Source organism: Virgisporangium aurantiacum, from assembly GCF_016863635.1.
Lineage (GTDB): Bacteria > Actinomycetota > Actinomycetes > Mycobacteriales > Micromonosporaceae > Virgisporangium > Virgisporangium aurantiacum.
This window is the reverse complement of sequence record NZ_BOPG01000037.1, coordinates 17,220-38,486: the sequence shown is the minus strand read 5'-3', so window position 1 is coordinate 38,486 and position 21,267 is coordinate 17,220. Positions and strand designations below refer to the sequence as shown.

19 protein-coding genes are annotated in these 21,267 nt (G+C 73.2%); 9 read left to right on the top strand and 10 right to left on the bottom strand.

Features of this window, described 5'->3' with window-relative positions:
• The gene (locus tag Vau01_RS29825) at positions 1 to 2,592 is read left to right on the top strand and encodes an IPT/TIG domain-containing protein (RefSeq protein ID WP_203999332.1); all 2,592 of its coding nucleotides are present in this window, start codon (positions 1 to 3) and stop codon (positions 2,590 to 2,592) included.
• Here the strand turns inward: Vau01_RS29825 and Vau01_RS29820 are convergent, their stop codons facing one another.
• Both Vau01_RS29820 and Vau01_RS29815 read right to left on the bottom strand, forming a co-directional pair.
• Positions 2,593 to 3,726 carry a serine hydrolase domain-containing protein gene (locus Vau01_RS29820; protein ID WP_203999329.1) on the bottom strand — a complete coding sequence of 378 codons (1,134 nt, stop codon included), beginning with the start codon at positions 3,724 to 3,726 and terminating at the stop codon, positions 2,593 to 2,595.
• Between the two features lie 119 nt (positions 3,727 to 3,845).
• Positions 3,846 to 4,439, bottom strand: a complete 594-nt coding sequence (locus Vau01_RS29815; RefSeq protein ID WP_203999327.1) for a glucosaminidase domain-containing protein — start codon at positions 4,437 to 4,439, stop codon at positions 3,846 to 3,848.
• Positions 4,440 to 4,589: 150 nt separating this feature from the next.
• Here Vau01_RS29815 and Vau01_RS29810 point away from each other — a divergent pair, with 150 nt between their 5' ends.
• A complete protein-coding gene (locus Vau01_RS29810; protein ID WP_203999325.1) occupies positions 4,590 to 7,421 on the top strand; it encodes an AfsR/SARP family transcriptional regulator in 2,832 nt (943 codons plus the stop codon).
• A gap of 87 nt (positions 7,422 to 7,508) precedes the next feature.
• Complete coding sequence (locus Vau01_RS29805) at positions 7,509 to 8,693, top strand: S1 family peptidase (RefSeq protein ID WP_203999324.1); 1,185 nt, start codon at positions 7,509 to 7,511, stop codon at positions 8,691 to 8,693.
• Between the two features lie 237 nt (positions 8,694 to 8,930).
• Here Vau01_RS29805 and Vau01_RS29800 read toward each other — a convergent pair whose 3' ends face one another.
• Positions 8,931 to 10,031 (bottom strand): winged helix DNA-binding domain-containing protein, encoded by a 1,101-nt coding sequence (locus tag Vau01_RS29800; RefSeq protein WP_203999322.1) that lies wholly within the window; start codon positions 10,029 to 10,031, stop codon positions 8,931 to 8,933.
• Between the two features lies 1 nt (position 10,032).
• Complete coding sequence (locus Vau01_RS29795; protein ID WP_203999747.1) at positions 10,033 to 11,151, bottom strand: epoxide hydrolase family protein; 1,119 nt, start codon at positions 11,149 to 11,151, stop codon at positions 10,033 to 10,035.
• 68 nt (positions 11,152 to 11,219) lie between these two features.
• On the opposite strand from Vau01_RS29795, the gene Vau01_RS29790 reads away from it, so the two are divergent.
• Positions 11,220 to 12,200, top strand: coding sequence for a helix-turn-helix transcriptional regulator (locus Vau01_RS29790; RefSeq protein ID WP_203999320.1), 981 nt, complete (start codon positions 11,220 to 11,222; stop codon positions 12,198 to 12,200).
• On the opposite strand, the gene Vau01_RS29785 is transcribed toward Vau01_RS29790, so the two are convergent.
• From Vau01_RS29785 to Vau01_RS29775, 3 genes are read right to left on the bottom strand one after another with little or no spacing between them, the layout of a single operon-like run.
• Positions 12,179 to 13,012: an NAD(P)H-binding protein gene (locus tag Vau01_RS29785; protein ID WP_203999318.1), complete on the bottom strand. Its 834-nt coding sequence runs from the start codon at positions 13,010 to 13,012 to the stop codon at positions 12,179 to 12,181. The genes Vau01_RS29790 and Vau01_RS29785 overlap by 22 nt on opposite strands.
• Before the next feature lie 10 nt (positions 13,013 to 13,022).
• Positions 13,023 to 13,313 (bottom strand): hypothetical protein, encoded by a 291-nt coding sequence (locus Vau01_RS29780; protein WP_203999315.1) that lies wholly within the window; start codon positions 13,311 to 13,313, stop codon positions 13,023 to 13,025.
• On the bottom strand, positions 13,310 to 13,699 hold the full coding sequence (locus tag Vau01_RS29775; RefSeq protein ID WP_203999312.1) for an MFS transporter: 390 nt from the start codon (positions 13,697 to 13,699) through the stop codon (positions 13,310 to 13,312). Before Vau01_RS29775 ends, Vau01_RS29780 begins: the two co-directional genes overlap by 4 nt.
• 107 nt (positions 13,700 to 13,806) lie before the next feature.
• Here Vau01_RS29775 and Vau01_RS29770 point away from each other — a divergent pair, with 107 nt between their 5' ends.
• Positions 13,807 to 14,469, top strand: coding sequence for a TetR/AcrR family transcriptional regulator C-terminal domain-containing protein (locus tag Vau01_RS29770; RefSeq protein WP_203999309.1), 663 nt, complete (start codon positions 13,807 to 13,809; stop codon positions 14,467 to 14,469).
• A gap of 3 nt (positions 14,470 to 14,472) precedes the next feature.
• Here the strand turns inward: Vau01_RS29770 and Vau01_RS29765 are convergent, their stop codons facing one another.
• Complete coding sequence (locus Vau01_RS29765; RefSeq protein WP_203999306.1) at positions 14,473 to 15,069, bottom strand: TetR/AcrR family transcriptional regulator; 597 nt, start codon at positions 15,067 to 15,069, stop codon at positions 14,473 to 14,475.
• A gap of 45 nt (positions 15,070 to 15,114) precedes the next feature.
• Between Vau01_RS29765 and Vau01_RS29760 the strand changes: the two genes are divergently transcribed.
• Together Vau01_RS29760 and Vau01_RS29755 are read left to right on the top strand one after the other, a co-directional pair.
• The gene (locus Vau01_RS29760; RefSeq protein ID WP_203999303.1) at positions 15,115 to 15,876 is read left to right on the top strand and encodes a globin domain-containing protein; all 762 of its coding nucleotides are present in this window, start codon (positions 15,115 to 15,117) and stop codon (positions 15,874 to 15,876) included.
• Positions 15,873 to 17,045, top strand: a complete 1,173-nt coding sequence (locus tag Vau01_RS29755) for a low temperature requirement protein A (protein ID WP_203999300.1) — start codon at positions 15,873 to 15,875, stop codon at positions 17,043 to 17,045. Before Vau01_RS29760 ends, Vau01_RS29755 begins: the two co-directional genes overlap by 4 nt.
• Here the strand turns inward: Vau01_RS29755 and Vau01_RS29750 are convergent.
• Both Vau01_RS29750 and Vau01_RS29745 read right to left on the bottom strand, forming a co-directional pair.
• A complete protein-coding gene (locus Vau01_RS29750) occupies positions 17,020 to 18,123 on the bottom strand; it encodes a sensor histidine kinase (RefSeq protein ID WP_203999297.1) in 1,104 nt (367 codons plus the stop codon). The two genes, Vau01_RS29755 and Vau01_RS29750, sit on opposite strands and share 26 nt — an antisense overlap.
• Positions 18,120 to 18,785 (bottom strand): response regulator transcription factor, encoded by a 666-nt coding sequence (locus Vau01_RS29745; protein WP_203999294.1) that lies wholly within the window; start codon positions 18,783 to 18,785, stop codon positions 18,120 to 18,122. Before Vau01_RS29745 ends, Vau01_RS29750 begins: the two co-directional genes overlap by 4 nt.
• Before the next feature lie 112 nt (positions 18,786 to 18,897).
• Between Vau01_RS29745 and Vau01_RS29740 the strand changes: the two genes are divergently transcribed.
• The gene (locus Vau01_RS29740; protein ID WP_203999292.1) at positions 18,898 to 20,067 is read left to right on the top strand and encodes a serine hydrolase domain-containing protein; all 1,170 of its coding nucleotides are present in this window, start codon (positions 18,898 to 18,900) and stop codon (positions 20,065 to 20,067) included.
• A gap of 150 nt (positions 20,068 to 20,217) precedes the next feature.
• Entirely contained in the window at positions 20,218 to 21,267 is a 1,050-nt protein-coding gene (locus tag Vau01_RS29735) for an amidohydrolase family protein (protein WP_203999290.1), read from the top strand.

Here is a 21,267-nt window from a genome sequence, read left to right as displayed (position 1 = left end):
ATGCCCCGGCTTGACACGCTCTCCCCGGCGTCGGGGCCCGGCGGTGCCGAGGTCACGCTGACGGGCGCCGACTTCGGTGCGCGCAACGCCGCCTCCGCGGTGCGGTTCCGCGTACCGGACGAGGGTGCGGCACCGGTTCCGGCGGAGGTGCTGGCGTGGACGGCCGACACCGTCCGGGTGCGCGTGCCGCCGTTGGCGAGCTTCGGCTCCGGCGGACCGCTCGACGTCGCCGTCCACACCGACGCGGGCGACAGCGATCCGCTGACGTTCGTCGTCGAGGAGGAGGCGCCGCCGGTCCTGTCGGCGGTGAACCCGGTGCGCGGGCTGGAGAACGACACCGTCGTGCTCACCGGCGAGCGGCTCGGCCGGCCGACCGCACTGTCCACTGTGGTCTTCCAGGCACCCGGACCCACTGACGTCACGGCGCAGGTGCTGAGCTGGACGCCGACCTCGGTGCGCGTGCGCGTCCCGTCGCTGGAGTCGTTGGGCGGCGCGGGTTCCCGGTCGATCGCGGTGCGGACCCCGTGGGGACGCAGCGGTGCCGTCGGGTTCCTGCTCGGCGAGCTGCCGTCGATCTCGGCGGTGCTGCCGGCGAGCCCGTCACCGGGTACGACGATCACCGTCGAGGGGCGGGCGTTCGGGCCACCGGCCGGCGGGCAACTGCGCCTCGTCGCGGTGTTCGACACCGAGGACCCGAACGCGCCGCCGGTCGTCACCGCGCCGGCGATCCTGTCGTGGACCGATGTCGAGATCCATGCCGCGCTGCCCGACCTGCGCGGCCTGCGCACCACCGGCATCCGCGACGTCGTCATCACCACCGAGTGGGGCCGGAACGTACCCGACCAGCGCAGCCGGATCCTCATCGAGAGCCGCGCGTCGATCACCACGTGGACGCGGGTCGAGCCGCACGCGCGCACCGCCGACCTGCAGCGGGGACTCGACCTCGGGCTGCAGGCGCGCGTCTACGATCCACTGTGGATGCTCGGCCGGCAGTGGCAGCTGCTGGAACTGCGCGGCGAAGACGCGGGCACGCCGGTCGACGTGCGCGTCGACGGCAAGGTCACCCCGCTGTCGCGCTGGCGTCCGCGCGACGGCCAGAGCGAGCACGTGCCGGTCGGGGTGCCGCTGGAGGCGCTGGTCGAACGCGAACGCGTCATCCCGCGCACGGGCGACGACGACGACCGCTCCTTCGGCGACCTGCGGCTGTCGGCCGAGGCGGGGCTGCACCTGCTGCGCCTCATCGGCGCTCGGCTGAGCGACGCGAAGACCCGCGTGTACCGGCGGCGGTTCCTCGACGAGTACGGCCTGCGAGCGCCGAGCGGCCTCGACGCGCGCAGCCGCCGGTTCCTCAACGTCATGGCCGACCGCGCGCCCGACGGGTCCGAGATCTTCAACGACTTCCAGGGCGCGCTCGACTCCCCGCCGCGCCTGCCGCAGCGCCCGGACATCGACCTGTCCGACCGCTCCGAGGTGGTGGCCGCGCTCCGGGACTGGTACGACTGGTGCCGCGAGCTGTTCAGCGAGCCCACCCAGAACGGCCGGGCGTGGGACCCGAAGCGGATGGAGTACGCGTTCGCGGCGGGCGCGGGCGGGCTGGTGCTCGACGCGCCCGAGCACGACGGCGGGCACCTCGACTGGTACTCGTTCGTGCGCCGCGCGCCGGGCTCGTCGCTCGGTTCCGCCGCGAACGGCCGCGGACCGGTGAACTTCACCCGCCGCGCCGTGCCGGTCCCGGTCAGCTATCCGGGCATGCCGGTGCCGCGCTGGTGGGAAATGGAGGACCGGCGCCTCGACTTCGGCTCGGTCGCCGCCGCGCCGAACGAGTTGCTGAAGCTGGTGCTCGTCGAGTTCGCCACCGTGTTCGGCAACGACTGGTTCACCGCGCCGCTCGACGGGCTGCCGGTCGGCACGCTGTGCGAGATCGCGACGGTGACGGTCACCGACGCCTTCGGCACGACGACGACGCTCACGCCGTTCGGCGACGGCGCCGGTACGGACTGGCGGATGTTCGAACTGTCGCGGTCGGACGGCGTTTCCGACGCCGGCAACGCCCTGCTGCTGCTCGACGCGCTGCCCACCACGCAGGAGTCGGCGCCGGTGGAGGAGGTGCTCGTCGTGCGCGACGAGCTCGCCAACATGGCCTGGGCGATCGAGAACACCGTGGAGAGCCGCACCGGCCGCCCGCTCGACCGCTACCAGGACGAGGCGGAGCGCCGCACCGCCGCGGCGTCGACCGGACCGACCGGCGCGCGGCGGTACGTGCTGCAGTCACCGGTCCCCCGCAACTGGATCCCGTTGCTGCCGAAGTTCCTGCGCGACAACGCCGGCGCGGTGACCCAGCGGCTGCTGGCCCGCGGCGCGATGCGCGCCGGCAACACCACGATCCCGCCACTGGGCCGGCTGCTCGAACCCGGGCGCCCGCTCGACATCTTCGACGAGGAGGTGCCGCCGACCGGTGCGAAGGTGTCGCGGCTGTGGACGTGGGGACGGGCCGCCGACGGCACCACGCACCTGTGGCGGGCGCGCCGCAAGGGACCGGGGCGGGGCCCCGGTTCCAGCGGACTGCGCTTCGACGACACGCCACCGGCCTGATCAGCGCCGGCAGAAGGACCGGGCGAGCATGTCGTTGTACACGGCCATGCCCGGTCCGCCCATCGACCGCGGGTCATCGTTGATCATCAGTACGGTCTCGTGCCGGGTGTCGGGGCTGATCCAGGTGTACACCAGGTACCCGGGTGCGTTGCCGCTCTTGCCCCAGGCGGTGCCGCACGGCGTCGTCCACGAGTAGACGCCGAGCCCGGACCGGCTGGGCAGGTCGCTGTCGGTGACCTCGATGGTCGTCTTCATCGCCCGCATGAGCGCCGGCGACAGGAGGCGGCCGTCGAGCAGCGCCTGGAAGAACGTGGCGGAGTCGTCGACCGTGCTGGTGAGGCCGCCACCGGCCCACGAGAACGGGTACAGGTAGGTGATGTCGAAGTCGACCGGCGGGTCACCGAACAGGACGTAGCCGTGCGCGTGCCGGCCCGCGATGGTGGCGGTGGTCGGCAGGCTGGTGTCGCGGAGACCGAGCGGCCGGATGATCCGCGCCCGCAGTTCGTGATCGAAGCTGTGCCCGGTGACCGCCTCGACGATGTACGCGGCGAGAACGTAGCTCGTGTCGGAGTAGTAGAACCGGGTGCCCGGCGGGAAGAGCGGCTCGTGCTCGAAGGCGATGTCGAGCAGTTGCTGAGGCGTCCAGGCGTAACCCAGGTCGCCCGACATGGCGGGTTCGAACACCCGGGGGTCGTCACCGAAATTGAACAGCCCGCTGTTGTGCTGCAGCAGGTGCCGCACCGTGACGCCCGCGCCGTACCCGTGCGGGATCACGCCCGGCAGCAGATCGTCCACCGCGTCGTCGAGGCCGAGGCGGCGCTCCTGGACGAGTTGGAGCACGATCGCGGCGGTGAAACTCTTCATCTGACTGCCGGCCCGGAACCGGTCGGTGACCCGCATCGGCCGGCCCTCGACCTGATCGGCCAGCCCGCTGCTGAGCCGCAGCGTGTGCCGCCCGTGGCGATCGAGCAGCATCGCTCCCGGTGCGCCGGCGGCGACGAGCCCGTCGAGCGCGGCCTGAAGCTCCCGGTCCCCTCGCACCGACACGGCGGAATCCGTTGCGAGTGCCGGCTCCGCCGGAAGAGCCACCGCCAGAATCAACGACATCGCGAGCAACCTGTTGATGCGGTTCACGTCATGCTCCTGTCCATGCGCCGGAACGTGCCATTCACGCTGGCAGTTCCGGCACCCGGACAACAGGCGGGCAACCGGCCGACCAAGGGTGCGGTTTTCTGGTGGGCGGCAGGGGCGGGTTACCGCTTGTCGTGGCGGCGGAGCTGGTACTTCTTGATGATTTTGATGAGTCGCTGGGCGTAGCGGGGATCGGTCGCGTATCCGGCGCGCGCCAGCCGCTTCGCGAACGCCTCGGGGTTGGACCGGGCGGCGAACGCCTTGCTGTACCTCGGGTTCGTCGACATGAGGCGACCGTGGTCGGCGAACGAGTCGGCCATGCTCCGGTAGACGCGGAACGACGATATCGTGGCCCGGCACCCCGACCGCGTGCACACCCGGTCCCGCCCGTCGCGGCAGGTCTCGGCCACCGGGCCGGCCCCGGCCGGGCCGCACGTCATCCCGAAGTAGTTGCGCGAGGTGCGGGCGAGTTCGCTGGTCCCCCAACCGGTTTCGAGAACGGTCTGCGCGATCACCACCGACGCCGGTACCCCGTACCGCCGCTGGCTGGAGCGGGCCTGCACCGCGGCGGTGTCGAGAAACGCCCGTTGCGCGGCGGTGAGCCCGGCCTTCGAGCGTGGAGCGGCGGTCGCGGCGGTGGCCGCGCCGATCGCGGCGGTCAGACCCACGGTGACGCCGAGGGCCGCGACCGCGAGGAGACGGCACGCAGGAACCATGTCGGCATCATGCGCAGCGGGCGCGGCCCGGTGGACCGGAGTCGGGGTGCGGTCCGGGTGCGGAACGGTTGCCCCGTGGGGCACCGCCCCGGCACGGAACGTGGTGGTCTTCGATGTCCGCCAATGGGAAGCTGTCCGCGGGAGGACCCGATGCGTTTTCGGATCTTGGGGGCGATCGAGGCGTCGGTCGACGGGCGTCCGGTCCCGCTCGCCGCGACGAAGGTCCGGGCGCTGCTCGCGGTCCTCGCGTGCCGGCGCGACCAGCCGCTCGACCGCGACTGGCTGGTCGACGCGATGTGGCCGGTCGATCCGCCGCACTCGGCGCGGCAGACGCTGGCGCACTACGTCTGGCGGCTGCGCCGGCTGCTCGCCGACGAGGCCGGTCAGGTCATCCGCTCGGTGCCCGACGGATACCGGCTCGCCGTCGGGGCCGACGACGTCGACGCGGCGGTGTTCGAGCGTCGCGCGGCGGCCGGTCGCGCCGCGGCCGTGGCGGGCGACGTCGCGTCGGCGATCGACGAACTGTCGGCGGCGCTGGCGCTGTGGCGCGGGCCGGCGCTGGCGGGTGTGCTGTCGGTGCCAGTGCTCGCGGAAGCCGCGCAGGCGCTGGACAAGCGGCGCTGGGACGTCACCGAGGCGTGGGCGGAGCTGTGCCTGGAGGCGGAGGCCGGCGACGCGGACGCCGGCCGGGGCAACGATCTCGTACCGGCGCTGGAGCACGTGGTCGCCGTCGATCCGTACCGCGAGCGGGCGTGGCGGCTGTTGCTGCTGGCGCTCGCGCGGGCCGGTCGGCGTCCCGAAGCACTCGCCGCGTACCGACGGATGTGGCGCACGTTCACCGACGGACTCGGGATCGAGCCCGGCACAGCGGTCCGTGACGTGCACGCCCGTCTCCTGGCCGAGGACAAGGTCGAGGACAGGGCCGGGAACACGGCCGGGAACAGGGCGGAACTCCGGTCCGGACCGCGCGTCGCGCCGCCGGTTCCCCGGCAGCTGCCGGCCGCCGGTCGCCACTTCGTGAACCGCTCGGCCGAACTGGCGCAACTGGCGCACCTCGTCACCGAGACCGCCGCCGTGCCCATCGGCGCGATGAGCGGCACCGCCGGCGTCGGAAAGAGCGCGCTGGCCCTGCATTTCGCCCAGCGGGTGGCGGCCGACTTCCCCGACGGTCAGCTGTATCTGAACCTGCGCGGGTTCGACCCGGCCGGCCAGCCGGTCGGTCCGGCCGAGGCGATCCGGAGCCTGCTCGCCGCGTTCGGCGTCGTCGGGCCGCCGGGCGACCTCGACGCGCAGGCGGCGCTGTACCGCAGCACGCTCGCCGGCCGGCGGCTGCTGGTGCTGCTCGACAACGCCCGCGACACCGACCAGGTCCGGCCGTTGCTGCCGGGCACGCCGGGCTGCCTGGTGCTGGTGACGAGCCGCAGCCAGCTCACCGGCCTCGCGGCGGAGGGCGCGCTGCTCATCACGCTCGGCCTGTTCAGCGCCGACGTGTCCCGCGAACTCCTGGCCCGCCACCTCGGCGCCGGCCGGGTGACCCGCGACGCCGACGCCGCGCGCGTCATCGTCGAGCGGTGCGCCCGCCTGCCGCTCGCGTTGACAACGGTGGGCGCCCGGGCGGCGGCGCACCCGACCTTTCCACTGGCCCGGTTCGCCGACGAGCTCACCGACGCCGGCGCCGCCGGGCGGCTCGACGTCCTCGACGCGGGCGACAGCGCCACCCGGACCCGGGCGGTGTTCTCGTGGTCGTACCGGTTCCTCGGCGCGCCGACCGCGCGGCTGTTCCGGCTCCTCGGCGTGCACACGGGTCCCGACATCGCGCTGCCCGCGGCGGCCGGTCTCGCCGGTGCGCCGGCCGCGCGGGTGCGGCCGCTGCTCGCGGAACTGGCCCGCCTGCACCTGATCGGCGAGGACCGGCCGGGCCGGTTCGCGTTCCACGACCTGCTGCGCGCGTACGCCGACGAGCTGGCCCGGGCGACCGACAGCGCGGAGGAACGGCGGGCGGCGCTGCTGCGCGTCTCCGTCCACTATGTACACACCGGGATCGCCGCGGCGCAGCTGATCGACCCCGGGCGCCAACCGCCGCCGCTCGCGCCGCTTCCCGACGGCGTCGAGGCGCAGCCGCTCCACGATTACGCCGGCGCGATCGCCTGGTTCGACGCGGAGTGGCCGATCCTGGTGCGGATGGTCCGGCGGTGCGCCGACGTCGGTCTCTGCGACCCGGCCTGGCAGCTCGGCTGGGTGCTGTACAGCTACCTCGACCGGCGCGGGCACTTCCAGGAGAACCTCGCGGTCCAGCGGACCGGGCTCGACGCCGCGACAGCGACCGGCGATGCGGACGGCGACGGCATGTACCACGCGAACAGCGGGCTGGGCCGGGCGTACGGCCGGCTCGGCGCTTTCGACGACGCGGAGCGGCATCTCGGTGCCGCGATGGCGATCGCCCGCCGGCAGGGCAGCCACGGCCGGCAGGGCTCGCTCCACGGGACGCTCACCCAGCTCAACGAGAACCGCGGCGACCACGAGGCCGCGCTGCGGCACGCCCGGGAGGGCCTGCACCACATGGAGTTGCAGGACCACAAGCAGGGCATCGCCGCGCTGAGCAACGCGGTCGGCTGGTGCTCCGCCCAACTCGGCGACTACGCGACCGCCCTGCCGTACTGCGAACGGGCGCTGGCGCTGGTGCAGCAGATCGGCGACGTGCACGGCATCGCGAACACGTGGGACAGCATCGGCGTCATCTACCACGGTCTCGGCCGGTACGACGAGGCGATCCGCTGCTTCCACGAGGCGCTGCCGCTGATGCGCGCCGCCGGCGCCGCGTGGATCGAGGGCGTCACGCTGACCCACCTCGGCGACGCGTACGCCGCGGCGGGTGACCGCGACCGGGTCCGGCACGCGTGGACCGGGGCCGTGGAGATCCTCGACAGACGCGGTCCGGATGCCGCGGCCGAGGTCCGCGCCAAGCTCGCCGCACTGTCCTGACCTGCCGATACATCGGCGATAGAGCGGCGTCACATGCCTGCCCGCGAGGCTGGCTCCCACAGATCGATCAGAGCTGGAGGAGCCCCGATGAGAGCACCCCTGTACGTGGCGGTCGTGGCGCTGCTGGGCGTCGGCGCGATGGTGGCGGGAACCGCCGCGGCCGCCGCCGGCCCGGCGCCGTCCGCCATCGACGAGGACGCGGGCATGTATGCCACGGAGTTCGGCGTGCCCGTCGCCGTGGCGCGGCAGCGGTTGGCCAACCAGCCGACCGTGGACGCGTACGCGGCAGAGCTGGAACAACGTTTCCCGGACCGGGTGGCCGGCATCTGGTTCGAGCATCAACCCGTGTACCGGCTGGTCGTGCGGCTCACCACCGGCGCGCTCGACGCCGTGGCCGTGCCGGCCGCGATCGGCGTCACGCCGGTACAGGTCCGCGCGGACGCCGCCGCGTCGTTGCGGACGGTGCGGGCGGAGCTCGACCGGCTGCGGCCGCAGATCGACCGTGACCTGCCCGGCATGGCATCCGGCCTCGACGTGCGCACCGGCGAGATCGTCCTGCACACGTCCGGCGCCGGCGCGGCGACCGCCCAGCGGAGCATGGACGGCGCGCGCCTGGCGAGTCCGGTGCCGGTGCGCGTACGCACGGACAAGAACACGATGCAACTCAACAACATCCACGGCGGCAAGCGCCTCTCGGAGTGCACGTCGGGGTTCACCGTGCAGCACAACACCAGTGGCGCCAAGGGATTCATCACCGCCGGGCACTGCGGCCCCAACCAGGTCTACTACGAGACGGCCACCCACGCCTACCACACGACGTACCAGTCGGGTCTGTGGGACGGGCACCACGACGTGCAGTGGCACACCGTGCCCACCGGCGGCAACGTGTACCCGCGCTTCTACGCCAGCTCCGACACCACACCGCGCGACCTGACCGGCAGCCGCGGCCGCGACCAGCAACAGGTCGGCGACTACGTCTGCCACCGCGGCCGGATCACGAAGTACAGCTGCGGCACCCTGGAGGACAAGGCGTACGCCCCCACCTACGGGTGCAACGTCGGTCGGTGCGCCAACACCTGGATGTTCGTCCAGGGCAGTCAGCTGGCGTGTTACGGCGGCGACAGCGGCGGCCCGTGGTTCGTCGGCAACATCGCCGTGGGCGTCCACTCCCTCGGCGCGACCACCGGCACCGCGAACGGCGACTGCAGCGCGGCCGTGTACATGGCGATCAACTACGCGTCGGACCTCGGCGTGCACACGCTGCGCGCCTGACCCCACCAGCACCGTCCGCCCGCCCGGTCCCCCGCCCGGGCGGGCTCGCCGGTGTGCCGCTCGACCCGGTCGCGCAGGGCGAACCCGGCGTCGGTCGCCGTGCCGTCGGCGTGCACCAGCCCACGAGCCTTTCCCCGCCGCGGCCGGCACCAGCCCGTCGATCTTGCAGTTGTGGTGCCTCATAAACAATCACAAAGCCGGGCAACTCAGGCACCACAACTGCAAGATCGACGCGGGCTAGGCGGTGACGTGGACGTCGGGGATGCGGTTCGGGTGGAGGAACGTCAGGAGAGCGGTGGCTTCGGCCTCCAGGGCCTCGGTCTCGGGGGGCGTGAACCGGCGGAAGCCGCGTACCGCGAGCGTGGCTCGGGTGCGGTCGGCGGTCGTGCGCCAGGTGGCGGCCACCATGCCGTCGACCAGGACCGAGGACGGCATCATGTTGGAGTCGGCGGCGTAGCCGTGGGACGCGTAGTCCACCGCACCCGGGTCGCCCAGCACGCGGCGCCGGTCGGCGTAGGAGAGCAGCAGGTTGTCGAAGTCGTAGAGGAAGCGGACCGGGGCCGGGGTGTCGGCGGGCGGCCTCGGCGCGTCGGGCAGGTCGAACAGGTCCGCACCGTCCTCGCCGGCAAAAACGCGCAGGCGCAGCCCGTCGACCACCTCGGCCAGGCGGGTGAGGCCGCACCAGGCCTGGATGTCGCGGACCGTGGCCGGGCCGAACGCCGCCAGGTACCGCAGCACGAGGTGCTGCAGGGAACCCGTGGTGACCGGGCGGCCGAGCCAGGTGTCGAGCGGCGACTGGAGCGCGCGTCCGGCGCGACGCCACACGCCGCGCGGCGGCACCTGCACCATCGGCAGCCAGGCGCGGGCGGCCTGCGCCAGCGCACCCGCGTCGCGGCCCGGAAACCGCCCGGCCAGCAGCCGGCCCAGATCGGACGCCAGGAGCGGCTCCGCCTCCACGAGGGCGCGCGCCGCCGCGACCAGGTCGTCGCGGTCGAGGTCGCGGAGGTGACGCCCGAACGCGCCCATCGTGCTGCGCTCGATCGCGGGTTGGGTGAGGGGACGGAAGACGAGCGCGTCGTCGGCGGTGAGGAGGTGGATGGTGGACCGCATCGCCGGCAGCCGGACCAGGTCCCGGGTGACCAGCAGCTCGCCGGCCGCGACGGCGTCGAAGCCGGCCAACCGCGTCCACAGGCCCACGTACCACGTCTGCGGGGTCTGCGCCTGCAACCCCGCCAGGTGCCGCACGGCGGCCGGCACCGGCAGCTCCGACCTGTCGAGCAGGAGCTGCCGGGCCAGCGTCGCGCGGTTCACCGCGCGTCGACCGAGGACGGTGGTCATGTCAGCGGAAGTCGGCCAACGCCGCGCGCAGGTCGGCCACCACGAGATCGGGCTCCTCCATCGCCGCGAAGTGTCCGCCGCGTTCGAGGACGGTCCACCGCACGATGTTGTTGGTCTCCTCGGCGACGCGCCGCACGGGCGAGCCGATGTCGTGCGGCGCGATCGCGACCGCCGTCGGCACGGTCGAGGGCGGGTCGGGCTCGCCCCAGGCCTCCGCGCCGTCGCGGTAGTAGCGCGCCGACGATCCGGCCGTGCCGTTGAGCCAGTAGATCATCACGTTGGTCAGCAGCGCGTCGCGGTCCACGGCGTCCTCCGGCACGTCGGTGGAGTCGGTCCAGTCCTTGAACCGCTCCGCGATCCAGGCGAGCTGTCCGACCGGTGAGTCGGTCAGCGCGTAGGCCAGCGTCTGCGGCCGGCTCGCCTGCAGCATTCCGTACGCGCCGAGTTCGTACTCGTACCGGTACCCCTGCTCGACCGCGCGCCGCTCCGCCGGGTCGGACATGTCGGCCGTCTCCGCGGTGACGCTCGCGCCGAAGAGCTGGGTGACGTGGATCGCGACCACGTGCTCCGCGTCGACGAGCCCGAGTTCCCGGCTCACGGCCGCACCGAAGTCACCGCCGTGGGCCGCGTAGCGGTCGTACCCGAGCCGGCGCATCAGCTCCGCGAACGCCCGCGCCGCGCGCTTCACCGTCCATCCGCCCGGGGTCGGTCCGGACAGGCCGAAGCCCGGCAGGGTCGGCACCACCACATGGAAGGCGTCGGCCGGATCGGCCGGATCGGTGAGCGGACCGATGACGTCGAGGAACTCGACGATCGACCCCGGCCACCCGTGCGTCAGGACCAGCGGCAGCGCGCCCGGCACGGCCGACCGGACGTGCAGGAAATGCACGTCGTGCCCGTCGATCCCGGTGCGGAACTGCGGGAAACCGTTCAGCCGGGCCTCCTGTGCCCGCCAGTCGTACTTCTCCCGCCAGTACCCGGCCAGCTGACGGGTGTAGTCGAGCGGGATGCCGTGCGTCCACCCGACGCCCGGCGCCTCGTCCGGCCAGCGGGTGGCATCGAGCCGGCGGTCCAGGTCGTCGAGCTGCGCCTGGGGAACGTCGATGCGGAACGGGCGGATCTCCTCGTCGGTCATGCCCACAACGCTAGGCGTTATGGAGGACGGTTATTGTCCGCCATTATGGAGAGATGAAGAATCCCTCGCGGCTGCTGCGACTGCTCACCCTGTTGCAGGCCCGGCGGGACTGGAGCGGGCCGGAGCTCGCCGAGCGGCTCGGCGTCACCACCCGCACCGTCCGCCGCGACGTCGACAAGCTGCGCGACCTCGACTATCCGGTGCACGCGGGCACCGGTCCGGGCGCCCGCTACCGGTTGGGCCCCGGCGCGGCGCTGCCGCCGTTGCTGCTCGACGACGACGAGGCCGTCGCCGTCGCGGTGGCGCTGCACACCGCGGCCAGCAGCGGGGTGGCCGGCGTCGGCGAGACGGCGCTCGGCGCCCTCATCAAGGTGGAGCAGGTGCTCCCGGCGCGGCTGCGGCACCGGGTCGGCGCGCTCCAGATCGCCACCGTTCCCACGTCACCGAGCGGTTCCCTCGTCGACGTCGACCTCCTGACCGCCGTCGCCGCCGCCTGCCGCGACCGGGAGCGGCTGCGGTTCGGCTACCGCTCCTACACCGGCGGCGAGTCCGTGCGGCGCACCGAACCGCACCGCCTGGTGTCGTGGGGCCGGCGCTGGTACCTCGTCGCCTGGGACCTCGACCGGGCCGACTGGCGCAGTTTCCGGCTCGACCGCATGACCCCGCACCTGCCGACCGGCCCGCGGTTCGCGCACCGGGAGCCGCCCGGCGGCGACGCGGCCGCGTTCGTCGCGCGCTCGGTCGCCGACGTGTGGACCACGCATGCCCGGGTCCGCCTGCACGCGTCCGCCGACGCCGTGCGCGACCGGATGTGGCCGGTGCACGGCCGGCTGGAGCCCGTCGACGAGCGCAGCTGCGTGCTGCACTTCGGCGCCGAGAACCCGGAGATGCTCGCCTACCTGCTGGTGATGCTCGGCGTCGACTTCACCGTCGAGTCACCGGCGGGCTTCGCCGAGCACCTGCGGGCCGTGGCCGGGCGCTTCGCCACGGCCGCCGCCGCCACCGAAAGGCATCAGGAAAAGTCACCGGCGTGATCGGCGGCCCAGGTTTCGAAGGAAAGTGCGGGGTGACCGGTGAGCAGCTCGACGGTCTTCGTGACGGCCACCGGCCGGTCGACGGTGGACTCCCACCAGTTCAGGAGCGCGTCGGCGTAGTGGCCGGGGATGTACTCGGCCATCTCCCGCTTCCACTCGTCCCGGGTCACGTGCCCGACCGGCACGGGCCGGCCGAGCACGGCGCCGAGCCGGTCGAGCTGCTGGGCGAACGTCAGCGACTCGGGTCCGGTGAGGGTGTACGCGTCGCCGCGGTGGCGCTCGTCGGTGAGCACCGCGTACGCGGCGTCGGCGACGTCCTTCTCGTGGATGGGGTCGGTGTGCGCGTCCGGGAACGGCAGGCTGACCGGGCGGCCGGCCCGGATCGGCCAGGCCCAGGCACTCGCGTTCGAGGCGAACGAGCCGGGCCGCAGGATCGTGACGGTGAGCGGCGACGCCAGCAGCGCCTTCTCGACGTCGAGGTGCGAGCGGGCGAGCGGGTCGTCGGCGGCGTCGGGCCCGAGAACGCTCGACGAGGAGAGCAGCACGACGTGCTCGACGCCGGCGCGGTGGGCGGCACCGATCAGGTCGTCGATCCGGGCGGGTTCGGCGTACAGGAAGACGGACCGGACGCCGCTCAGCGCGTCGGGAAAGCAGGCGGGATCGGTGAGGTCGAGCCGGACCGCGTCGACGCCGTCGGGCGGGGTGAGGCTGTCGGGTCGGGCGGAGCCGAGCCGCACGGGCCGGCCGCCGTCGAGGAGGAGACGGGTGAGGTGGGTGGCGACCGCGCCGCGGCCCCCGGTGATCAGGAACATCGGTGTCCTTCTAGTGGTCGGAGTGGTGCCCGGCTCGGGCGTGTCGAGGTAGCAGGCCGACCAGGCAGCAGCACGCGAGCGTGATGGCGGCCACGGTCAGCAGGCTGCGGGTCATGGCGGGGGCGGGCCCGGCAGCCGTGTGGAGGTAGACGGTGGTGACGGCGGCGGCGCCGAGCGCGTTGGCGAGTTGCTGCACCGCGGTGAGGGATCCGGAGCCGGCGCCCGCCTCCGCGGGCGTGACGTCGCCGAGCGTGATGTCGTAGACGGTCCCGAAGCAGGTGCCCATGCCGAGGCCGATCACCAGCGCGGCGGCAACGACCTGCCGGTCAGCGCGGTGCGCAGGGGTGAGTAACCCAGGCCGCCCTGCAGGAACAGGGAGACGACGTAGAGCAGGCCGCAGGCGACGGACGCCACCGTGAACCCGGCGAGGCCGGTGAGAAAGACGCGGCGGCGCCCGTACCGGTCGCCGAGCCGCCCGCCGACGACCAGGAGCACGCCCAGGGCCAGGGCATAGGACGCGCCGAGCCACTGGACGAGGGACGCGCCGCCGCCCAGGGAGGCAGTGATCGTGGGCGCCGCGAGGTTGGTGACGGTGGCGTCGATCAGGTCGAGGACCTCGGCCGCCAGGATCACGCCGAGGATCGCCCAGCGGAGCCGCGTGCCGGCGGACAGGGTGGTGGTGGTCATGAAAGAGCCTTCGTGAGCAGGACGAACGTTGTTCGTAGCGAACATCGTTCGTTCAACCATAGGAACGAACGCCGTTCGTGTCAAACGATGTTCGCTAGGCTCGTCGCATGAGCCAGCCGATCAGCCGCCGCGCCCGGCCGGCGAAGGCACCCCTCAGCCGCGACGTCATCGTGGCCACCGGCCTGGAGATCCTCGACCGGGACGGCCTGGACGCCCTGACCATGCGTCGCGTCGCCACGGAGCTGGACACGGGTCCGGCGTCGCTCTACGTCTACGTCGCCAATCGCGACGACCTCATGGCCGCGATGCTCGACGCGGCGCTCGCCCACGTCCCCCTGGCCGCCGACGGCACCTGGCGGGACCGGCTCATGGCCCTGGCCGCCGCCGCGATCGAGGCCATGAGCCGCCACGAGGGACTGGCCGCGGTCGCCCTCGGCCGGATCCCGACCGGCGACAACGCCCTGCTGATCCTCGACCGCATGCTCGTCCTGCTCACGGAGGGCGGCCTGGCCGAGACCACCGCCGCCTGGGCCGTGGACCTGCTCTACCTCCACATCGCGGCCGCCGCCGCGGAGCAGAGCACGCACAACACGAAAGGCGCCGGCGAGGAGGCCACCGTCGCCGCGGCCGACCGCCGTTACGCCTCCCTGCCGCCCGACCGCTACCCGATGATCACCTCGATGCGCGAGGCCCTGCTCTCCCCCGGCGACCGCGACGCGTGGGGCCTGAACGTCCTGATCAACGGCATCCTCCACACCCCCGCGCGGTGACGCCTACCGGCCGCCGACGGCCCGCCAGATCAGGGCGGCGGCACGGTTGGGCCAGTCGGGCGGGGGTGGGTCGCCGGCGAGGGCGCGGCCGTACCAGCTGCCGGTGCACATGGTGACGGCCACCTCGAGGTCGGCGTCGCCGTCGACCAGGTTCAGGTCCTGCGCGTCGCGGAGGATGGCCAGGATCCGCGCCCGTCGCGGCGCGATGACGCGGGCCCGGTAGCGCTCGACGACGCCGGGATCGGCGGTCTCCTGCAGCATCGCGCCGACCAGGGACATCCGGCCCGGCCGGCTGACACCGGCGACGAAGTTCTCGAGCTCGGCGACCAGGGCGGCCCGCGGGTCCGGCGTACCGGGCGGGACGGGCGGGACCGCTCGTGGCGCGACCGGGGTCTCGATGCCGTCGACGGCGGCGGCGGCCAGGTCGGCCTTGGTCGGCCAGCGCCGGTAGAGGGCCTGCCGGGTGGTGCCGGCCTCCTGCGCGATCGCGGCGATCGACATGCCGTCGAAGCCGTGACGCGCCAGATGTCGCTTGGCGACGGCCAGCACCCGCACGTCGATCCGGCCGTCGCGGGCCCGTCCCGGGCCTTTCCCATACACAGCAGTATTGTATTGTAAATTCCGATCAAGCGAAGAGGTGACCCCATGATCGTCGAATACATCCGGTACCAGATCCCGGCCGACCGGGCGGGCGAGTTCGAGGCGGCGTACGCGCGGGCGGCGGTGCCGCTGGGGCGGGCGCCGCAGTGCGTCGACTTCGAGCTGAGCCGCTGCGTCGACGAGCCGGAGAGCTACATCCTGCGGATCACCTGGACGTCCGCCACCGATCACCTGTCCGGCTTCCGGGGCAGCGCCAACTTCGGCGAGTTCCTGGCCGAGATCCGGCCGTACGTTCCGGCGATCCAGGAGATGCGGCACTACGAGCGGACGGCGGTGCAGGGCACCGGTGCGTCGGTGCCGAGCCTGTACGAGTGGGCCGGCGGTGCGGCGGCGTTCGAGCGGCTGACCGACGCGTTCTACCGCGAGGTGGTGCAGGACGAGCTGCTGGAGCCGCTGTTCGGGCACATGCACCCCGAACACCCGAAGTTCGTGGCGATGTGGCTCGCCGAGGTCTTCGGCGGCCCGAACCGGTACACCACCGAGCGCGGCGGCTACCCGCACATGCTCTCCCAGCACCTGGGCAAGGCCATCACCGAACCGCAACGGCGACGCTGGATCAGCCTGCTGGCCGACGCCGCCGACGAGGTCGGACTTCCCGACGACCCGGAGTTCCGGGCCGCGTTCATGGGCTACATCGAGTGGGGCACCCGCCTGGCCCGGGCCAACTCCCAACCCGACGCGGAACCGTTCGGCCAGGCCCCCGTGCCGCACTGGGGCTGGGGCGTGGCACCGCCGTACCGCGGATGAGCGCGCGGATGCCGGTGCGGCCGATGACGGAGACCGGGTCGGTCACCACCCTGGAACTGTTCCTGGACCTGGTGTTCGTCTTCGCCCTGACGCAGGTGACGGCCGCGATGGCCGACGACCTCACCGGCCACGGACTGCTCCGCGGCCTGCTGGTGACCGCGTTGCTGTGGTGGAGCTGGACCGCCTACGCGTGGCTGGGCAACCTGGTCCGCGCCGACGAGGGGGTCGCCCGGGTCGGGATGTTCGCGGCGATGGCGGCCATGTTCGTCCTGGCCCTGTGCATCCCGGAGAGCTTCGACGACGCGCCGGGCGGGCTGTCCGGGCCGGTCGTGATCGCGGTGTGCTACTTCGGCTTCCGCGCGGTGCACCTGCTGCTGTTCTACGCCTCGTCGCCGGGCGACCCGGCGCTGCGCGCCCAGTTGCTGCGCTTCACCCCGGCGATGCTGGCCGGCACCGCGCTGCTGCTCGCCGCCGCGGCCACCGACGGCGCCGCGCAGACGTGGCTGTGGGTCGCCGCCCTGGTGGCCGACTACGCGGGGACCTACGTCGGCGGGGTGCACGGCTGGCGGGTCCGCTCGCCGGGTCACTTCGCGGAGCGGCACGGGCTCATCGTCATCGTCGCGTTGGGCGAGTCGATCGTGGCGATCGGGGTGGGGGTCGCCCAACTGCCGATCTCCGGTCCGATCGTGGCCGCGTCGATCCTGGGCCTGGCGCTGGCCGGCTCGCTGTGGTGGGCCTACTTCGACGTCTCGGCGCGCGTCGCCGAGCACGCTCTGGCGGCCGCCGACGAGGAGCGGCGCGCCGGCCTGGCCCGGGACGCCTACAGCTTCCTGCACCTGCCGCTCGTCGCCGGAATCGTGCTGCTCGCCCTCGGTCTCAAGAAGGTCCTGCAGTACGTCGGGGACCATTCCCTTTCGGACCCGCTGAAGGGCATCGCGCTGGCGGCGCTGGTCGGTGGCGTGGTGCTGTACCTGCTCGGCCACGTCGCGTTCCAACGCCGCACCACCGGCCGGCTCAACCCGGTCCGGTTGGCGGTGGCGCTGCTCCTGGTGCCGCTCGGCTGGCTCGGTGGCGCGCTGCCCGCGCTGGTCACGCTCGCGCTGCTCACGGTCGTCGTCGCCGCCCTGGTCGCGTTCGAGTCGCTCAGCGATCGGCGGCCGGATACGTGACGTCGGTGACGAGGCCGCCGTCGGGGCGGGGGCGCGCGGTCAACTCGGCGTCGTGCGCGGCCGCGATCGCCGCGGCGATGGGTAGGCCGAGACCCAGTCCGTCGGGATTGGCCTGACGCCGGCCGGTCAGCCGCTGGAACGGCCGCAGCAGCCGCTGGATCTCGGCGGCCGGCACCACCGGTCCGGTGTTGGCGATCCGGAGGGTGGGCCGGCCGTCGACGGTGGCCGTCGTCACGTCCACGTGGCCGCCGGGCACGTTGTGGCGCACGGCGTTGTCGACGAGGTTGGCGACCAGCCGTTCGGTCAGTCGCCGGTCGCCGCGGACGGCGGCGGGCCCGAGCGTGGCGCGGACGTCCACCCCGCTCGTGCGCTGGCCGGCGACGACCTCCTCGGTGACGGTGCGCAGGTCGACCGGCTCGCGGTGTTCGAGACCGCGTTCGCTGCGGGCGAGCGTCAGCAGCGCCTCGATGAGCCGCTCCTGCTGGAGTCCCGCGCGCAGCACCCGCTCGCAGGTGGCGAGCAGCGTGCCGACGTCCGGATCCGGGTCGGCGATCGCCACCTCCAGCAGGGTGCGCTGCCGGGCCAGCGGCGTGCGCAGTTCATGGGACGCGTTCGCCACGAACTGCCGTTGCGCGGCGAACGCCGCCTCCAGGCGGGCGAGCAGGCCGTCGACCGTGTCGCCGAGTTCCTTGAGCTCGTCGTCGGGTCCGGCCAGCGCGAGCCGTTCGTGCAGGTTGTGCGCTGAGATGTCCAGGGTGGCGGCGGTGATCGTGCGGAGCGGACGCAGCACCCGGCCGGCCATCACCCACCCCAGCGCCAGTGACACGACGGTCATGATCGCCAGTGCGATGCCCGACTGGACCACCAGCAGCCCGCGCACGTCCGTGCTCTGCCGCCGGCCGGCGATGGCGTCCACCGGCGGCAGGGAGCCGCCACCCGGCGGCGGGTCGTAAACGAGGACCCTGATCCGGTCCCCCACCAGGAAATACGTGATCGCCAGCAGCACGATCCCGGAGACCAGGAACAGCGCGCCGTAGAGCAGCGTGAGCCGGAGCCGGACGGTGGGGCGGGGCCTCATCCCTCGTCCCCGATCCGGTATCCGGCCTGCGCCACGGTCTCGATCAGCGGCGGTTCGCCGAGCTTGCGGCGGAGCCGGCTGATCGTCACCTTCACGGCGGTGGTGAACGGGTCGGCCATCTCGTCCCAGACGCGTTCGAGCAGTTCCTCGGCCGGCACCACCCGGCCACCGGCGGCCAGCAGCAGTTCCAGCACGCCGAACTCCTTGGGTCCGAGTTCGAGCGGCCGGCCGTCGCGGCCGGCGGTCCCCCGGGCCGGGTCCAGCCACACCCCGTGCCGTCCCAGCACCGGCGGCAGCGCCGGCTGGGCGCGGCGGAACAACGCGCGGATCCGCGCGACCAGTTCCGTGAAGGCGAACGGTTTGGGCAGGTAGTCGTCGGCGCCCAGGGAGAGTCCGTCGACCCGGTCCTCGATGGTGGCGGCGGCGGTGAGCATCAGCAGCCGGCTGCGGCACCCGGCGGCGACCAGCCGCGTGCACACCTCGTCACCGTGGACGTCGGGCAGGTCCCGGTCGAGCACGATGACGTCGTATCCGCATCGCTGGGCGCGTTCCAGCCCGTCGGCACCGCCGTTGGCGACGTCGACCGCCATCCGCTCGCGGCGCAGCCCGACGCCGATCGCCTCGGCGAGTTCCACGTCGTCGTCGATCACCAGTACCCGCATGCTCCCAGCGTCCCCCAAAGGGCGTTGCGTGGCGGTGTCACCGCGGTGCAACCGGCGGCTCCGTAGAACTTTGGCTCTCGCCTTCACCGCTACGGAAAGGGTTGATGAACCCATGACCACGACTCGCCGAGCGACGCTCCGGCTGTTGGGTACCGCCTCGGTCGCCGCCACCGCGGGCCTGGCCGTCCCGGCCGGCCGCCCCCGACCCGCAGCCGCGCAATCGTCGCCGCGGGTGCCCGCCGGGCTGCGGCCCGGCGGCGAACTCGACCGGCTGATCGCCGACCTCGCGGCCCGGGACGTGTTCTCCGGCAGCGTGCTGATCACCCATCGGGGACGCACGGTGCTGTCCCGGTCGTACGGCATGGCCGACAAGGCACGCCAGGTGCCGATCGGGCCGGACACGTTGTTCGGCCTGGCCTCGGTCGCCAAGCTGTTCGTCGCCGTCGCGATCGCGCAGTTGGCGCAGCGCGGCACGCTCAGCCACCTCGACCCGATCGGCCGGCACCTGGACGGATTCCCGGCCGAGATCGCCGACCGGGTGACGGTCCACCACCTGTTGACCCACACCTCCGGCCTGGGCGACTTCTACGGCGACCCCGGTTTCTGGGACGTGGTTCGCACGTGGACCAGCGTGCGACAGCAGACCGACGCGATCGGCGCGTTCGTGCGCGGGGAGACGCTCGCCTTCCCACCCGGTGCGGGCAGCCGGTACAGCAACTCCGCGTACTTCCTGCTCGAACGGATCGTCGAGCGGGTGTCCGGGCAGGACTACCACGACTACGTCGGCGAGCACATCTTCCGCACCGCCGGAATGGGCAACGCCGGCTTCTACACCGTGCCGCAGTTGCGTACGGACCGCCGCATCGCCCACGGCTACTACCGTCCGCCGGGATCGACGGACCGCGTCGACAACCTCGACACGCAGATGTTCCAGCCCGGCGCGTTCGCGACCTGCGCCCAGATGGAACGGTTCGCCCACGCGCTGTGGGAGGAACGGCTCCTCGACCCGGCCTACACCCGCCTGACGCTCAGCCCGAGGCTGCCCATGCCACCGCCACCCGGCCCGGACCCGCTGACCGCCTTCACGGGCTACGGACCGATCGCCACCGTCGCCGGCGACCACTGGTCGTACGGACACAGCGGCGGCGCCACCAACGGCGCCGCGGCCGACCTGGTCTTCTATCCCGACAGCGGATACGTGACCGTGATCCTGTCCAACTACGAACCGGAAAGCGTCCGGGGAATCCCGGGCCTGGCCCGGCGACTGATCGTCGCGGGCTGACCACCCGCGTGTTGGTTTTGCGTGCACCGGCGGTACCGCGGCGGTGGTCACCGTCGGTACCACCCGGGCGGCCCGGCTCACCATGGGCGGCCCGCGGTAGGCGTGGATAGGCTGGCCGCGCCGGTGGGTGACATCGAGAGGGGCCGTGTGGTGCCAGCGCTTCGGATCCGTGGTTTCGCTCTTCCGGACGGCGAGCCCGTCGACCTCTACGCCGACGGCGACCGGTGGACCACGGATCCGGTGGCCGGCGCCGACCTGGTGGCCGAGGGCTGGCTGCTGCCCGGCCTGGTCGACGCGCACACGCATCCGGGTGCGGAAGAACCCGGCCAGCCGCTCGACCACGACGTTCTCCGGGCCGACCTGCGCGCGCACGTGGTGGCCGGCGTCGCACTGATCCGCGCACCGGGCCTCGCCGGTGATCCGCCCGACTGGTTCGGCTACCTCGACGACGGCCCGCGCGCCGTCCACGCCGGACCCTGGATCGCCCAGCACGGCCAGTTCTTCGACGGGTGGGGACGCCGTCCCGCCCTTGCCGACGTGCCCGCCGTCGCGGCGGCGCAGGCGGCACGCACCGGCTGGGCGAAGGTCGTGATCGACTGGTCCGTCGGCGACGACGTCATGCCGGTCGACGTGTTGCGCGAGGCGGTCGCGCGCGTCCACGCGGTGGGCGGCCGCCTGGCCGTGCACTCGCAGCACCCCGACGGCGGTGCGGTCGCGGTCGAGGCCGGCCTCGACTCGCTGGAGCACGGCATGTGCCTCGACCCGCAGTTGTTGCCCCGCATGGCCGAGCGGGGCATCGCGCTGACGCCGACCCTGTCGGTGATCACGGGTTCGCTGGAGCGGGCCCGATCCGCGCCCGACAGCCCACGCAAGCAGTGGTACGTGGCGGGAGCCGGCGCGCACGGCCCGCTCACCGCGGCCGCGGTCGAGGCCGGTGTGACGGTCCTGGCCGGCACCGATTCGCGTCCCCACGGCGGCATCGTCGGTGAGATCCGCGCCCTGGTCGCCGCCGGCGTGTCACCGCACGAGGCGATCGCCGCCGCGTCCTGGACGGCCAGATCCTTCCTGGGTCTGCCCGGCCTCGCACCCGGCGCCCCCGCCGATGCCGTCGTGTACGACGCGGACCCCCGCACCGACCTCGGCCAGCTCGACAAGCCCCGTGCGGTCATCGTCCGCGGCAAGCGCCTCCATCACCGGTAG

Coding starts and splice junctions, on each gene's coding strand:
- Vau01_RS29825 (WP_203999332.1), top strand. CDS start 1: ATGCCCCGGCTTGACACGCTCTCCCCGGCGTCGGGGCCCGGCGGTGCC.
- Vau01_RS29815 (WP_203999327.1), bottom strand. CDS start 4,439: ATGGTTCCTGCGTGCCGTCTCCTCGCGGTCGCGGCCCTCGGCGTCACC.
- Vau01_RS29810 (WP_203999325.1), top strand. CDS start 4,590: ATGCGTTTTCGGATCTTGGGGGCGATCGAGGCGTCGGTCGACGGGCGT.
- Vau01_RS29805 (WP_203999324.1), top strand. CDS start 7,509: ATGAGAGCACCCCTGTACGTGGCGGTCGTGGCGCTGCTGGGCGTCGGC.
- Vau01_RS29800 (WP_203999322.1), bottom strand. CDS start 10,031: ATGACCACCGTCCTCGGTCGACGCGCGGTGAACCGCGCGACGCTGGCC.
- Vau01_RS29790 (WP_203999320.1), top strand. CDS start 11,220: ATGAAGAATCCCTCGCGGCTGCTGCGACTGCTCACCCTGTTGCAGGCC.
- Vau01_RS29785 (WP_203999318.1), bottom strand. CDS start 13,012: ATGTTCCTGATCACCGGGGGCCGCGGCGCGGTCGCCACCCACCTCACC.
- Vau01_RS29775 (WP_203999312.1), bottom strand. CDS start 13,699: ATGACCACCACCACCCTGTCCGCCGGCACGCGGCTCCGCTGGGCGATC.
- Vau01_RS29770 (WP_203999309.1), top strand. CDS start 13,807: ATGAGCCAGCCGATCAGCCGCCGCGCCCGGCCGGCGAAGGCACCCCTC.
- Vau01_RS29760 (WP_203999303.1), top strand. CDS start 15,115: ATGATCGTCGAATACATCCGGTACCAGATCCCGGCCGACCGGGCGGGC.
- Vau01_RS29755 (WP_203999300.1), top strand. CDS start 15,873: ATGAGCGCGCGGATGCCGGTGCGGCCGATGACGGAGACCGGGTCGGTC.
- Vau01_RS29750 (WP_203999297.1), bottom strand. CDS start 18,123: ATGAGGCCCCGCCCCACCGTCCGGCTCCGGCTCACGCTGCTCTACGGC.
- Vau01_RS29745 (WP_203999294.1), bottom strand. CDS start 18,785: ATGCGGGTACTGGTGATCGACGACGACGTGGAACTCGCCGAGGCGATC.
- Vau01_RS29740 (WP_203999292.1), top strand. CDS start 18,898: ATGACCACGACTCGCCGAGCGACGCTCCGGCTGTTGGGTACCGCCTCG.